Source organism: Nocardia sp. XZ_19_385 (genome assembly GCF_015355755.1).
In the GTDB taxonomy this organism is placed as follows: Bacteria; Actinomycetota; Actinomycetes; order Mycobacteriales; family Mycobacteriaceae; genus Nocardia.
The window spans coordinates 50,557-64,957 of record NZ_JACVEE010000004.1 but is presented as its reverse complement, the minus strand read 5'-3'; the positions used below and the strand labels follow the sequence as shown (position 1 = coordinate 64,957).

Annotated in this window: 12 protein-coding genes; 5 read left to right on the top strand and 7 right to left on the bottom strand. The window is 68.3% G+C overall.

The window, feature by feature from the left end; translation table 11 throughout:
• Nucleotides 1–118 precede the first annotated feature (118 nt).
• Together IBX22_RS29220 and IBX22_RS29215 are read right to left on the bottom strand one after the other, a co-directional pair.
• The gene (locus IBX22_RS29220) at nucleotides 119–1,558 is read right to left on the bottom strand and encodes an NAD-dependent succinate-semialdehyde dehydrogenase (protein ID WP_194818998.1); all 1,440 of its coding nucleotides are present in this window, start codon (nucleotides 1,556–1,558) and stop codon (nucleotides 119–121) included.
• Nucleotides 1,558–2,679 (bottom strand): alcohol dehydrogenase catalytic domain-containing protein, encoded by a 1,122-nt coding sequence (locus IBX22_RS29215; RefSeq protein WP_194818997.1) that lies wholly within the window; start codon nucleotides 2,677–2,679, stop codon nucleotides 1,558–1,560. Before IBX22_RS29215 ends, IBX22_RS29220 begins: the two co-directional genes overlap by 1 nt.
• Before the next feature lie 105 nt (nucleotides 2,680–2,784).
• Between IBX22_RS29215 and IBX22_RS29210 the strand changes: the two genes are divergently transcribed.
• The 3 genes from IBX22_RS29210 to IBX22_RS29200 all read left to right on the top strand — a co-directional run bounded on the left by IBX22_RS29210 (nucleotide 2,785) and on the right by IBX22_RS29200 (nucleotide 7,197).
• The gene (locus tag IBX22_RS29210) at nucleotides 2,785–4,677 is read left to right on the top strand and encodes a helix-turn-helix domain-containing protein (protein ID WP_194818996.1); all 1,893 of its coding nucleotides are present in this window, start codon (nucleotides 2,785–2,787) and stop codon (nucleotides 4,675–4,677) included.
• Between the two features lie 82 nt (nucleotides 4,678–4,759).
• Entirely contained in the window at nucleotides 4,760–6,139 is a 1,380-nt protein-coding gene (locus tag IBX22_RS29205) for an ATP-binding protein (protein ID WP_194818995.1), read from the top strand.
• Nucleotides 6,140–6,549: 410 nt separating this feature from the next.
• Complete coding sequence (locus tag IBX22_RS29200) at nucleotides 6,550–7,197, top strand: response regulator transcription factor (RefSeq protein WP_194818994.1); 648 nt, start codon at nucleotides 6,550–6,552, stop codon at nucleotides 7,195–7,197.
• Here IBX22_RS29200 and IBX22_RS29195 read toward each other — a convergent pair.
• Nucleotides 7,191–8,159: an Acg family FMN-binding oxidoreductase gene (locus tag IBX22_RS29195; RefSeq protein WP_194818993.1), complete on the bottom strand. Its 969-nt coding sequence runs from the start codon at nucleotides 8,157–8,159 to the stop codon at nucleotides 7,191–7,193. The two genes, IBX22_RS29200 and IBX22_RS29195, sit on opposite strands and share 7 nt — an antisense overlap.
• A gap of 144 nt (nucleotides 8,160–8,303) precedes the next feature.
• On the bottom strand, nucleotides 8,304–8,987 hold the full coding sequence (locus tag IBX22_RS29190; RefSeq protein ID WP_194818992.1) for a TetR/AcrR family transcriptional regulator C-terminal domain-containing protein: 684 nt from the start codon (nucleotides 8,985–8,987) through the stop codon (nucleotides 8,304–8,306).
• Between the two features lie 110 nt (nucleotides 8,988–9,097).
• Here IBX22_RS29190 and IBX22_RS29185 point away from each other — a divergent pair, with 110 nt between their 5' ends.
• Nucleotides 9,098–9,583, top strand: coding sequence for a nitroreductase family deazaflavin-dependent oxidoreductase (locus IBX22_RS29185; protein WP_194818991.1), 486 nt, complete (start codon nucleotides 9,098–9,100; stop codon nucleotides 9,581–9,583).
• Nucleotides 9,584–9,608: 25 nt separating this feature from the next.
• Here the strand turns inward: IBX22_RS29185 and IBX22_RS29180 are convergent, their stop codons facing one another.
• Complete coding sequence (locus IBX22_RS29180) at nucleotides 9,609–10,043, bottom strand: MarR family transcriptional regulator (RefSeq protein ID WP_194818990.1); 435 nt, start codon at nucleotides 10,041–10,043, stop codon at nucleotides 9,609–9,611.
• Nucleotides 10,044–10,088: 45 nt separating this feature from the next.
• Here IBX22_RS29180 and IBX22_RS29175 point away from each other — a divergent pair, with 45 nt between their 5' ends.
• A complete protein-coding gene (locus IBX22_RS29175; RefSeq protein ID WP_194818989.1) occupies nucleotides 10,089–10,952 on the top strand; it encodes an SDR family NAD(P)-dependent oxidoreductase in 864 nt (287 codons plus the stop codon).
• Between the two features lie 11 nt (nucleotides 10,953–10,963).
• Here IBX22_RS29175 and IBX22_RS29170 read toward each other — a convergent pair whose 3' ends face one another.
• Both IBX22_RS29170 and IBX22_RS29165 read right to left on the bottom strand, forming a co-directional pair.
• Entirely contained in the window at nucleotides 10,964–13,459 is a 2,496-nt protein-coding gene (locus tag IBX22_RS29170; RefSeq protein ID WP_194818988.1) for an ABC transporter permease, read from the bottom strand.
• Nucleotides 13,456–14,154, bottom strand: coding sequence for an ABC transporter ATP-binding protein (locus tag IBX22_RS29165; RefSeq protein ID WP_194818987.1), 699 nt, complete (start codon nucleotides 14,152–14,154; stop codon nucleotides 13,456–13,458). Before IBX22_RS29165 ends, IBX22_RS29170 begins: the two co-directional genes overlap by 4 nt.
• Nucleotides 14,155–14,401: the final 247 nt, after the last annotated feature.

Here is a 14,401-nt window from a genome sequence, read left to right as displayed (position 1 = left end):
CCGGGACAGCTTAGCCCCCGGCCGATTCTGTTTGTTCGGGTCGCTTTCGGCACCGAGCATTCTTGATTCTCCTGTCTAGCTTCAGAGTTCGACCAGCTGTGGGGAAACAGCCTCCGGTTCAGAGTGCGAGACCGAGATATTTGGTCTCGAGATATTCGTCGAGTCCCTCCCGGCCACCCTCGCGGCCGAGCCCGGACTCCTTGACGCCGCCGAACGGCGCGGCGGGGTCGGAGACTATGCCCGCGTTCACGCCGACCATGCCGGTGTGTAGGTTTTCGGCGAAAGTGAGTGTCTCGCCCAGGTTTTCGCCGTAGACGTAGCCGATGAGCCCGGCCGTGGTGGCATTGGCCTCGGCCAGAGCAGCGGCCGTGGTGGTGAAGCTGCGAATGGGTGCGACGGGGCCGAAGATCTCCGAGTGCAGGATGCGAGCGTCCGCGGGCACATCGGTCAGCACCGTCGGTTCGAAGAAGTAGCCGGGGCCGGGCCGGCGGTGACCGCCGGTGCGTACTCGGGCCCCGCGCTGCACGGCCTCGTCGACAAGCTTCTCGACGGAGGCCACGGCGTTCGCGTCGATGAGCGGGCCGACCTGGGTGCCGGGCGCCATGCCGTCGCCGACCCGCAATGCCGAGAGCTGCGCGGTGAGCCGGTCGGCGAACTCGTCGGCCAGGGAGTAGTGGACCAGGAAACGGTTTGCGGCGGTACAGGCTTCGCCGGAGTTACGCATCTTGGCCTCGACCGCGCCTGCCACCGCCTTGTCGAGATCGGCACTGGCGAGCACGACGAACGGGGCGTTGCCGCCCAACTCCATCGAGGTGCGCAGGACGCGCTGGGACGCCTGGGCGAGCAGTGTCCGGCCGACCGCCGTGGAACCGGTGAAGGTCAGTTTCCGCAACCCGGGGTCGGCGATCAGCGGCCCGCACACGCCCGCGGCATCCGAGGTCGTCACGCAATTCACCACGCCCGCGGGCACTCCCGCCTCGTCCAGCAGCGCCATCAAGGCGAGGGTGGTCAGCGGCGTCTGCGGGGCGGGCTTCACCACGACGGTGCAGCCCGCGGCGAGGGCGGGAGCGATCTTGCGCGCGCCCATCGCCAGCGGGAAGTTCCACGGGGTGATGGCCAGGACGGGACCGACCGGTTGCTTCATGGTGACGATGCGCCGGGTTCCCGACGGTGCGACGCGATAGGCCCCGCCGGACCGCACGCTCTCCTCGGCGAACCAGCGGAAGAACTCGGCGCCGTAGGCGACTTCGCCGCGGGCTTCGGCGAACGGCTTGCCCATTTCCGCGGTGATCAGCGCCGCGAACTGACCGGCGCGCTCGTGCAGCAGGTCGAAGACGTTCATGAGCAGATCCGCGCGGGCCCGGGGGCTCGTCTGTGCCCAATGTTCCTGGGCGGCAACGGCGGCCGCGAGCGCGCTACGTCCGATTTCGGCGTCGGCGTCCGCCACCCGGGCGAGGATCGCGCCGGTGGCGGGGTTCTCCACGGTGAGCGTCGCTCGATCCCCGGTCCACTCGCCGCCGATGTAGTGGCCGCTTGGCAGGTCCAGCAGGGTTGTCATCAGTCCGTCTCCGCGCCGTCGAAGGTGATGATCTGCCGGATCGCGTGTCCCTCGGCCAGCCGATCCATCGCCTCGTTGATCCGCGACAGGGTGATCCGATCCGAGATCAGCTGCTCTACGGGCAGCACCCCATCGCGCCACATGCGCACATAGCGTGGAATGTCGCGGGACGGCAGCGCCGACCCCAGATAACTGCCGACGACCGTCCGCGCCTCGGCGGTCAGGGTCAGCGGCGAGATCGCCGCGGTGGCCTCCGGACCGGGTAGTCCCACGGTGATGGTGGTGCCGCCGACTGCCGTCGCGGCGAACGCGGTCTCGAAGGCGCGCGGATTGCCCGCACACTCGATCACGTAGCGTGCTCGAACTCCCGTGTCCGCCAGTTCATCCGGCGTGTACGCCAGGTCGGCGCCGAGGGTGAGCGCCTGCTCGGCCTTGGCGCGCAGCGCGTCGACGGCGATGACCCGCCGCACGCCGAGCGCCTTGGCGACCAGCACCGCCGCCATGCCCACGCCGCCGAGTCCGACGACCATGACGTCGTCGTCCGGGGCGGGACGCGCCACGTTGAGCACCGCGCCGCCGCCGGTCAGCACGGCACAGCCGAACAGGGCCGCGATCTCGGGCGGCACATCGGAATCGACCGGCACCACGGAGGCGCGGTCGACGATGGCGTGCGTCGCGAAACCGGAGACGCCCAAGTGATGGTGGACGCGCTCGCCGTCGCGGGACAGCCGGCCCGGATGGTGCAGCAGCTCTCCGGCGTTATTGGTCCGGCTGCCCACCGGGCACGGCAACCGACCGCCTTCCGCGCAGGCCGGGCACTGCTCGCAGCGCGGCAGAAACGACATGACCACGCGCTGCCCGACAGCCAGATCCGTTGCGTCGGAACCAGTCCAGACCACGATCCCGGCCGCCTCGTGCCCGAGCAGCATGGGCACCGGACGGACCCGATTCCCGTCGACCACGCTGAGGTCGGAGTGGCACACGCCGGCCGCTTCGATCCGGACGAGCACTTCGGTCGGGCCCGGCTCGCCCAGCTCGACCTGCGCGATGGTGATGGGCCGGGTCTTCGCGAACGGGCGGTCGCGCCCGATCTCCTCGAGCACGGCTCCGGTGATCTGCATGCAGCCGACGGTAGGGCGGCGGACCAGCAAGGGATATAGCTACACTGCATACATAGTTGGCTTATGGCAGGTCACTTTGCACATCATCGGGAACAGGGACGGGCCATGAACTCCTCCGTTTCGGCGATTCTGGAGGGCATTCACGCCGGGATCCCGCAGCACGAATTGGACGCCAAGGTCGCGGCGGCCCTCGCCCGGGGCGAGCTCACCGCCGCCGCCGGGACCGCCGCCCGTGACCTCGGCCTGCGGGTCGCCGAGCGCAGCCGGCGCGAGGAGGTGCTGCGCGCGCTGTACGACACCGCCACCGACCTCAGCGGCATCCGCGACGTCGAAGCCGTGCTCCAGGCCATCGTCGGGCGGACCCGCACCCTGTCTGGCAGCGACATGGCCTACATCAGCCTCAACGACCACGCCAGCAATGAGACCTACATCCGTAAATCCGATGGCGTGGTGACCGAGGCGTATCGGCTGCTCCGCATGCCCATCGGCACGGGCATCGTCGGACGGGCGGCGGCCGGCGTGACGTCGTATCAGAGTGCCGACTACCTCGACGACCCCGAGATCACGCATCTGCCACAGGTCGATTCGATCGTGCGGGCCGAAGGCGTCCGGTCCATCCTCGGCGTCCCGATGTATTTGCACGGCAAGGCAATCGGCGCACTGCTCATCGCGGACCGCTCGCGGCGCGGCTATCCGAACGAGACCGTCGACCTGCTCGACGCCATCGGCAAGCACGCCGCGGTGGCGCTCGACAATGCCGAGCGGTTCTCCTCGATTCGCAGTGCGCTCGAACGACTCGGCAAAGAGCAGGCCTCACAGCAGCACGAGATGTCGGAATTGCAGAGCCTGATGGCACTGGATCGGCGACTGATCGAGACGGTGATCAGCGGGGGCGGCTATGAGGGTTTCGCCGATTTGGCGCGGCACATCGTGGCGTCGCGGGTGGCGGTCCTGGATGCGGCCGACGGCGTGCTCGCGGCCCGTGCCCAGGACGACGAACGCTGGACGGCGCAGATAACCCGCCTCGCGACCGGCCCGCTCGCGCGGCCCCTGCGCACGGCCGCCGCGACCGGCTCGCCCCGCGAATTCCAGGTGGGCAGTGAGACTTTCACGTTGGTTCCGGCCCGCACTGCGAGCGGCCATTTGGCGACGCTCGTCCTGGCAGACCGCCTGCCCGACCTGCCCGCGGGACTATTGGAACGCCTGTCGATCTTCCTGACCATCCTGCGCCTGTTCGACCGTGCCGCACACGACGCGGCCCAGCAGCTGCAGATCGAACTTCTCGACGATCTGCTGTCCGGGCGCGAGGTGACTCACGATCGGAAACGGCAGCGCGCCAACCGCTTCGGACTGCGGCCGACCGACGATCTCACCGTGGTCGTCATCTCCGCGCCCGGCGCGGACCATCGGCGCTTGGAGACCCGGCTGCGCTCCGCCGTGACGTCTCGGGCCCTGCTCGCCCGCTACAACGGCGACTTCTGTGTCGTGGCAGCCGATGACGGCTCCGTGGCCGAGCGGATCCGGGCCGCCCTCGCCGACGAACCCAGCCGCCCCACCATCGGATTCGCCGGTCCCGCAACCGGATTCGACCGGCTCACCACGTCCTACCGGCAGGCCCGCCGCGGCCTGGCGACCCTGCTGATGCTCGGCCGCACCGGCGCGCTGCTGGACGGCGCCCGGCTAGGCGCGGTCGGCCTGCTCCTCGACGCCGCCCACACCCTGGACCCCGCGTTCAGTCCGCTCGCCGAAATCCAGCCCCTGCTGGACTACGACGCGGCGCACCACACCGCACTCGCCGAAACCGCTTGGGCGCACCTGGAATTCGGCTGCAATATCGCCCGGACGGCGACGGAGCTGTTCATTCACCGGAATACCGTGCGGCAGCGCCTGACCCGCATCGGCGCCCTGCTCGGCGACGATTGGCTGGACCGCCCGCGCCGCTTGGAAACACACCTTGCCGTGCGCGTATGGAAGCTGTCCGACTCCGGTACCGGCTGATACCAGTGGCGCGCACCACATTATCGAGCTAGATTGCTGGACATTTGCTCGATACTCGGCGGCGAGTGGCAGTATCGGGATCATGCGCGCTGAATCCATCACTCTGCTCGCCCGCTCCGACGACGGACGCTCGTTCGTCGTCGCCGACGCTTCCGGCAGTGCTTTCGTCGCAGGTTCGCTGATCACTGTCGTCGCGGACGGGCGCAGCCAGCTCGCCCTGGTCGAAGAGCGCTCCGAAACCACGCCGGTGCGGTTGCGCGGACGACTGATCGGGGAGCTCACCGCCGACGGAATCAACATCCGGACGAGCTACCCGGTCCAGGACGGTCGCGTCGAACCGGCGGATCTGGAAACAGTGGAAACGCTGCACGAGACCACCGGGGCCCTGCTCGAAGTGGGTGCTCGGCTGACCGCGCCCGGCGGACCCGCCCGGCTGTTGCCCAAGCGCTTCAACCGGCACACCTTCTGGTGCGGGCAGAGCGGGTCGGGCAAGACCTATGCCCTGGGCGTGGCGCTCGAACAGCTCATCGCCCACACCGCCCTGCCGGTCGTCATCTTCGACCCGAACGCCGATTTCGTCCGGCTCGGCGAGGTCGATCCCGAGGCCACCGGGCCGACCGCGGAAGCGTTGCGGCAGCGCGATATTCGCGTCCTGCGCCCGAACGCGGAACCGGGCGCCCGGTTGCGCGCCCGGCTGCTGGGCCTGCCGTTGGCGTCGAAAGCCGCCATCCTGCGCATCGATCCGGTCGCCGACCGCGAGGAGTTCAACGAACTCATCCATCTGGGTTCGGAGCTGGAGTCCGTCGACATCGACGACCTGCTGCCGCGGCTGCGGGAATCGGAGGTACCGGGGCGGCGGCGCCTGGCCATGCGCGTGGAGAACCTCGGGCTGCCGGCGTGGGAGGTGTGGGCCAGGCGCGACCCCGCGGTCACCGAGATCGTGGCCGACCGGCCGGATGTCACCGTGCTCGACCTCGGCGGCTTCTCCACCCCGGAGCAGCATCTGGTGGTGGCGTTGTCGCTGCTCGACGACCTGTGGGCCCGACGGGAAGAACGCCGCCCGGTCCTGCTGGTCATCGACGAAGCCCACAACCTGGCTTCACCGCGGCTGGATTCGCCCATCGCGGTGGCCGTGCGGGAACGGCTCATTCAAATCGCCGCCGAGGGGCGCAAATTCGGGCTCTGGCTGCTGCTGTCGACGCAGCGGCCCTCGAAGGTGCACCCAGGCATCATCTCCCAGTGCGACAACCTCGCCCTGATGAAGATGACCTCGCCCACCGATTTGGCCGAGCTCGGCACGTATTTCGGCTACGCGCCGACGGCGCTGCTGGAGCGGTCCCCGTGGTTCCGGCAGGGCGAGGCGCTGTTCGCGGGCGGGTTCGTTCCGGCTCCCACCCTGGCGAAGGTGCAACGCAGGCTCACCCGCGAAGGCGGCGGCGACGTGGAAGTGCCGCTGCGCTGAAACCCGGGCGCGGAGATCGGCCGTGCGGACACCATCGTGTGGCGGTCACTCATGCAGCAAGCTCAAAGCAACCCCTCCGCAAACTCGACGTTCTTCGCCTTCCTGGTCATCGCGGTCCTGCTCGCCGCCGTCGGTGTGGCCAGCGCGTCGCCACTGACGATCGTCGGCGCAATGGCCGTCGGATCCGAGTTCGGCCCGCTGTCGGCGCTGGCTGCTGGCGGGCTTTGCCCTGGCGCTGCGGTCCGGATCCAGCCAGGAGCACGGGCCGCTCCGGCGGATCGCGCGATATGCCCGGCGGGCTCGATCGGCAAACTGCCAGCGTGTTGCTGGGCATCGTTTCGGCGTGGCACCCTGTGGTACTGCTGTAGGTGGAAGCCGGTGCTTCCGCAGAGGACAGAGGAGGTGCTGCGGTGGCGACGGTGTTCCTGGTGGACGACCACGAGATCGTGCGTCTCGGCATCCGCGACCTCATCGACGACCACACCGACCTTCAAGTAGTAGGCGAGGCCGCCACCTGCGCGGAAGCCCGCCGGCGCGTGCCCGCACTGCGCCCGGACGTGGCGGTGCTCGATATCCATCTGCCCGACGGCAACGGCGTCGAACTGTGCCGGGACCTGCTCGCCATGACACCGAATCTGTGCTGCCTGATGTTGACGGCGTACTTCGACGAGCAGTCGATGATGGGCGCGGTCCTGGCCGGCGCCCGCGGTTACCTGATCAAGGACATTCGCGGTGACGAACTGGTCGACGCGATCCGGGCGGTCGCGCACGGTCGCTCGCTGCTGGACGAGCGCGCCGTCGCCGCGCTGATGACGAAGTTGCGCACCCAGGCCGCGGCCGAGCACGGCCCGCTGGCCTCCCTGACCGACCGGGAACGCACCGTGCTCGGCATGCTCGGGGAAGGCCTGACCAATCGGCAGATCGCCCGCCGAATGTTCTTGTCGGAGAAGACCGTCAAGAACTACGTATCCCAGCTGCTGTCGAAACTGGAGGTCGGCGGTCGCACCGAAGCCGCGGTCCTGGCCACCAAACTCGGTCTGCCGCAGGCGGATTACTGATCGATCACCTCGGCCACCGGCCGGCGCGGAGTCTGCGGCAGCGGCGCCGCGCAGGTCGGCACCCAGCCGACGCGCACCATGGCCTGCGGGTAGGCGCAGTCGTACAGCACGTGGGTCCGGATATCGGCCCGCAACTCGGGCAGTCCGAGTGGCTCGGTCTGCAGACAGCTCGACAGTCCGAGATCGGTCGCGGTCAGCAGTGCCGCGCTGATCGCCTCGCCCGCATGCACCCGGGACGTCCGATCATCGGCGGCCGTGCAGACCACCAGCCATTCCGCGGCGTCCGGATGCATGGTCCGGTCGGGGAGGTCGGGCTCGGCGAACGCGCGCACCGGGATCTGCTCGCCGGGCTGTGGTCGCGGGCTGTTCACCGCGGGCACGCCGTCCGGTGTGCCCCGCCGCCCACTCCATTCGGCGAGTTCGAGCTGGTACTCGTGGTCCACCGCGTGTCTGGCGGCTGCCTCGCGAGCCGGTCGCGCCAGGCTCGCGCGTAGCCCCTCGGGTACATGGCGCACCGCGGCTCCGTAGTGGGTGGCCCGGCTCGCGATCGTCCGGAGATACCCCGCTGGAATCTGCCAGGAGCTGTAGCGCCTGCGGTCGGACTGGCGGTGCAAGATCGCGGCACTGAGCTCGAAATCGGCAGGCGCCGGCTCGTGTGGTGCGAATTCGACGGTCGCGAGATGGTCGGCGTCGGCCGAATCGGGCAGGTAGGTCACCGTCGCCGACCAGCCCAGCATCGCCAGCGCGACCCGGAAGTGGTGCAGCGCCGCGCCGCAACTGAGGACGAGTCCGCGCTGCTGCGGATCGGTGGCAACGAGGTGCCTGCCCGGATCGGCGTAGAGGTCGACCGTGCGACGGTTGATCCGCCACCGCCACGGTTGACTGTTGTGCACCGACGGCGCGCGGATCGCCATCGCGATCGCGGCGTGCAGAGTCTCGGCATCCGGCTGTGCGGAGCTCATGGAGTTCGTTGCCATCCCTTCAGGTGGGCGCGTGCGTGATCGGATCACGCGGGAGCCACGCCACCTAGCCCAGTCTGCGGATGGATGCCGGGGCTGACACTGGTCCGAAGGTCCCGAATATTCAGGACAAATGCCCGGGCCGGGTCAGGCCGTGGCGCGCAGCCGGTCGAGGCCGTCGAGGATCAGGTCGAGGCCGAATTCGAATTCGGTCTGGTCGTCACACCAGCCGAGTTTGGGGTCGGCGTCGTCGTGGATCGATTCGCTGGCGATCATGCCCGCGATGTTCGGGAACTGGCCGGCCATGGCCGCGAGCTGGGCCGTTGCTTCCTCGTCGGACTGCTCCCCCGCCGAACCGAACAGTTCCTGGGTGAAGCCCAGGGCTCGGCTGCCCAGCGCGTGCAGGCCGTGGTGGGCCAGGTCGTAGGAGAAGCCGCCGGTGCGCAGCAGGCCGATGACCGCGTCGAAGTAGGTGATGAGCGAGAGGGTCATCGGTGAGCGCGTCCCGATCAGGGCCGGCGCCCAGGGATGTTGGAGCAGCACCTCGCGGGCGAGCAGAATGCGCTTGCGCAGCACCGGTTTCCAGTCGGCGGCCGCCTCGGCGGTGAGCGGTTCGACTGCCGCGTTGATGGTGCCGAGCACGACCTCGGCCATCCCGTCGAGGAGTTCGGCCTTGTTCGCCACGTGGTAGTAGAGCGACATCGCTTCGACTCCGAGGTCGGTGGCGACATTGCGCATGGTGACGGCCTCGACGCCGTCCCGGTCGGCGCGGGCAACGGCGACGCGGAGGATCTGTTCGCGGCTCAGGCGAGGCCGTTGATCGTTAACCATTGCCGGCCAACTTTACCGTACGAGGTAAGAATCCCCGCTCTTGACAGCCTTACGCTGTAATGCTTCCCTTACGACATAAGACTTACAACGTAAGAGAGATAGGTGTGATCATGTGGATCTGGATTCTGGTTGTTCTCGGAGCGCCGCTGGGCTTGGTCCTGGCGGGAGTGCTTTTCGTGCTGGTATCGATCCGCACGGGATTCGCCCCCGGGCTCACGGCGGTCCGCCGGTTCAACCGGCGCTTCACCAACCGGCACAACATGAAGACCGCAGGGCAGCCCGGCGCGACCGCTTCGGTCATCCGGCACATAGGCAGATCCAGCGGCAAGGCCTACGAAACGCCGATCGGCGTCACCGAAGCCGGTGACCAGTTCGTCATCCTGCTACCCTACGGCACCAACCCCGACTGGCTCAAGAACGTGCTCGCGGCCGGAACCGCCGAGGTCGTCCATGAAGGCGTCACCTATCGTGCGAACGAGCCCGAAGTAGTCAGCACCGCCTCGATCGCCCCGCTCCTCTCCCGGACCGATCGCATGGCGAAACTGTTCTTCGGTGTCGAATCGGCGCTGCGGCTGCGCCCGACGGTCGAGACGTGAGGCGATGTCCGCGAACGGTGAGTCGTCAGCGTTCCGGCGCGGCGCGCAGCAGGCTCCCCAATTCCTCCAGCAGCTGGACCACCCGCTGTTGTTGCGCCGGCGTCAACTGGGGCAGTTCGGTGGTGAGGGCCGCGTCGATCGGAGCGCGGCCGCGGGCGCGGAAGACGTCCTCCTGGACCTTCCGGTTGACGGAGACCAGGACTCGTCGACCGTCGGCAGGGTCGGGGGCGGTGCTGAGGATGCCATCGTCGCGGTAGCGGGCGACGATCCGGGAGACCAGGCTCTGCACGATCGCGGTGCGGTGGGTGATGTCGCGGATCGAGGAATCTGGGTGCAGCGCAACATCTTCGATGACGGCGTAGTCGCTGGGGGCGAAGCGGTAGGCGCCGGTGTTGCCGGTGGCCGTGAAGGCGATGCTGCGCAGGCGGCGGGCGATGAGGTGCAGGCTGGCGGCGTCCATGGAAGCAATTTACATCACTAGTTATATAACTTAGCATTCATCACTATGTATGGAATTCGCGAGCTGGGCCGGATGATCCCCCGTGGACTCGACACGCAGGTGAGTGTGACCAGGTTGCGGCGCAAGAACACCCTCGAGGATCGGGTGGCGGGGCGAACGGTGCTGATCACCGGCGCTTCCTCGGGGATCGGGCGGGCCGCGGCCGTGCTGATCGGCGCGGCTGGGGCGACCGTCGCGCTGGTCGCCCGGCGGGAATCGGAACTACGCGAGGTGGCCGCCGAAATCGAGAGTCTGGGTGGTAAGGCCGCCGTATATCCTTGCGATCTCAATGATTTCGAGGCACTCGATGCGATGGCCGCGCAGGTGCTGGCCGATCACGGCGGCGTGGACATTCTGGTCAACAATGCGGGCCGGTCCATCCGCCGTCGGCTCGACGAGTCCTACGAGCGGTTCCACGACTACGAGCGCACCATGCGGCTGAATTACTTTGCGGCGACCCGGCTCATGTTGGCGCTGCTCCCCGGGATGCGGGAACGTCGCAGCGGTCAGGTCGTCAGCGTGCTGTCGGTGGCGAATCTTTTCGGTGGTCCCGGGTACGGCGCTTACATTGCCTCCAAGGCGGCGCTGGATTCGCTCACCGCGACGCTGCAGGCCGAAACACTCACGGAGAACATCCGTTTCAGCTCGGTCTATATGCCGCTGGTCCAGACCGCGATGACGGCCTCGAACCCGATCTACCGTGACCGCGGACTGACGCCCGAGCAGGGCGCACAGGCGATCTGTGACGCCATCATCGATCGGCCGCGGCGCATCGCTCCGCTGCTGGGCCGGATCTCCGCGCTTGTGGACAGCCTCGCCCCCGAGGCCGTCGACAACGGGCGCAGTACGCGATTTCAGAAAGGGATGTGAGCCTTGGTGATTCAGTCGGCGCTGACCGCGTCGATGATGTTGAGCCGGGCCGCGCGCACCGCCGGCGGGATCGAGCCGAGCAGGCTCAGCAGCACCGCCCCCGCGGCGAACATTAGTGCCGCCGGGCTCGGTTGATAGGGCACCTCGACATTCATGATGTTGGGGGTGATGCTGTCGAAGAAGTACTGACTGGCCAGACCGAATCCCAAACCGAGGACGCCGCCGACGATTCCGATGCCCGCCGCCTCGGCGAGCACCATGCGCAGGGTGACTCGGCGGCTGGAACCCATGGCCCGCAGCACCCCGATCTCGCGGCGGCGCTCCAGCACCGACAGCGTCAGCGTGTTCAGCAGGGCGATCGCGGCGATCAGGACGACGATCACCCACATCGCGGTCGAGACCGCCATGCCCTGTTTGGCGGAGTCTTCGACAGCGGCCAAAGCTGCTGCGCCGGAGTAGACTTGGGCGTCCGGCGCCAGCCCGCGGACGGTTTCCAGCAACTGCTTGGGGTCAGCGCCCGGCTTGGCCTCGACCTGCAGCAGGGTCGCGCCCGGCCGATCGAACCATTCGCGCATCTGGTCCAGTCCCATACCGATGGTGCCGGTGAGGGCCGAGAAGTACGAGACCACACCGAGCACCGTGGTCTGTTGCGGCCCGCGCGGGGTCTGGATGGTGAGCGCGTCGCCGGTGTCGACGTCGAGGGTGCGGGCCATATCGCGCGAGAGCGCCACTCCCCGACCGGAGACCAGTGCTGCCCGCTGTTCGGGCGTCAATCCGTCGGCGAGCGGGTGGACCGCGCCGGCCGCCATGCCGTACAGCATCACCTTGTGAGCGCCGAGAGTCGCGTAGGCGACCTGCGCTTCGGCGACCTGCTCGACCTGCGGAAGCGCGGTGATCGCGGCGGGTAGTCGCGCGGGAAGTGCTGGTCCCGTAGGGAATTGGTCGGGCGGGTGCGATGACACCCAGACGTCTACCTCGGCAACCGAGCCCATCGAACCGCGCATCGAGCCGAGCAGGTCGTTGTTGGCGCCAGTGGTGGTGACCGTGATGGCAACCGCCAGGAACACCGTCATCATGGTGGCCCACACTCGCCGCGGCGCGCGTTCCAGTGTCGCAGCAGCCAATTCGCCCGCCCGGCCGAAAGCGCGCGCGACCAGGGCGGTCGCGGCGACCAGGGGCCCGGCGGCCGCGAAACACGCCATCAGGCCCGCGCCGAAGAACAGGCTCAGCGCCAGCCCCGACCAGAGGAACGCCCCGAGGTGCATGCGCACCAAGACAATTGCGGCGATGCTGTTGAACAGGGCACCGCCCGCCGCGCCGAGGCGCAGCCACGTCGGCACCTGATCGCTCGCGCCGGCGCCGACCGGTGCCAGCGCTTCGACCGGCGACACCTTGTATACCTGGTGTGCCGCCACCGCCGAGGCCGCCATGCTGGTGACCGCGGCAGCCGCAATGGCGATCGGAATCGCATACAGCGGAAGCGAATACACCATGCGCGCTTCCATTGACTGCATCAGCGCCACGGGCAGCGTACCGATCGCGATGCGCCCCATGACGATTCCCAGCAGCGCGCCGACGGCGCCGCCGATCACACCGATCACCGCCGCTTCCACCAGCAGGTCGGCGACGATCGTCGACCGTCGCCCGCCGATCGCGCGCAGCATCGAAATCGTCTGCCGCCGTTGCACGATAGCCATACCCATCGCGGTATAGATGAGGAACGCGGCCACGATGAAGGCCAGCGCCGCACCCATCAGCGTCATGTACTGCATCATGCGAACGCCGCCGCCGGTCTGCACGGCGCGCAGGCTGGGTTCGGCGACCAGCGCCCGCCCGGCCACCACACCGTCGACGGCCGTCCGCAACGCCGCCACATCCACACCGGGCTGCGGCACGATCAGTACGGAATCGATCCGGTCGGTGCGCCCGGTGACGAACTGGGCGAGCGGCAGCGAAGCCAGCACATAGTGCCCCTCGTTCAGCCGCTCCAGCCGCTCCCCCGACAGCACGCCCGCGACCGTGACCTCCCAGCCGCCGAGGCGCATGCGCGCACCGACCGGGACCCCGACGCCGGGGCCGACCAGTACGCCCTTCTCGGTCGCGGCCAACGCCGTGATGTGCCGCTGCTCGACCGCATCCTGCAGGTCGCTCTTCAGCACGCTCGCGGTGGCGTCGGTACCCAGCACCAGCATGGACCCGGCCGAACTGGGCACCTTCGCCCGCGACATCGGTACCGCGTGCGCGACGCCCGGCACCGCTTTCACCTCGGCCTGGATGGCCGCCGGGAAGCCCGCGTCGGTGACGCCGGAGACCTCCAGCGTCGCTTCCCCGGCCAGGCCGTCGACCAGCTGGTGCACCGAACTGGTGAGGGATCCGAAGATGCCGAACACCGCGACCAGGAACGCGGCCGAGACCGCCATGACCGTCATCGAGGCGAGGGTGCGGCCCCGGTGCATCCGAAATTCGCGCAGGCTGAACAGTTTCCAGCGATCGAGCAGCGGCGTCATGGGAGTTCCGCGAGGGACAGGGCAGCGGAGTCGGCCACGATGCGGCCGTCACCGAGGGTGAGGATCCGGTCGGTGGTGGCCGCGGCCTCGGCATTGTGGGTGACCATCACAACGGCGCGGGCGGCGTCGTGGGCGATGTCCGCGAGCAATTCCATGATGGCGGCGCCGGTCTTGGAGTCGAGGTTGCCGGTCGGTTCGTCGGCCAGGATCAGCGGCGGATCCAGCACCAGTGCGCGGGCCAATGCGACGCGCTGCATCTGGCCGCCGGACAACTCCGCAGGGCGGTGCTCGGCGCGCTCACTCAATCCGACCAGCTGCAGCAGTTCCAGCGCACGCGCCTTGCTCGTACGTAACTTGGTGCCGTCCAGTAACTTCGGGATCGCGACGTTCTCCCAGGCCGACAGGGTCGGCAGTAGGTTGAAGAACTGGAACACGAAACCCACGTGACGCCGCCGGAATTCGGACTGCCGGTTGTCGTCGAGGTTGCCGATCTCGTTGCCCTGGAAGCGAATCGAACCGGAACTGGGTGCGTCGAGCGCGCCCAGGAGATGCAGCAGCGTGCTCTTACCCGCGCCCGACGGCCCAACCACCGACACGAACTGCCCGGTGGATATTCGCAGGCTGACCTCGTCCAGCGCGCGGACGGTCTCGCCGCCGATGCGGTATTCCCGCACTACATCGGTCAATTCGAGCATCGGCGGACCCTCCCGTTGCACCCCTGAGCTAATTCACGGCGAGGGATCGGCTGTTCGCCTCATGAAAGAGCCTGCACTGCTACATGTTCCAACCATTTGGAGCAGGAACACCTTTGCGATGCTTCAGCATAAATGGCGGTTTCACAAGAGAACCAGAGTTGCCAACCGTCGTCAATCTAGAACGCGTTATTGCCCATTGAGCGGTACCTGGGCCGCTCCGCCGACAGTGTCGTCGCCACCAGGAAGC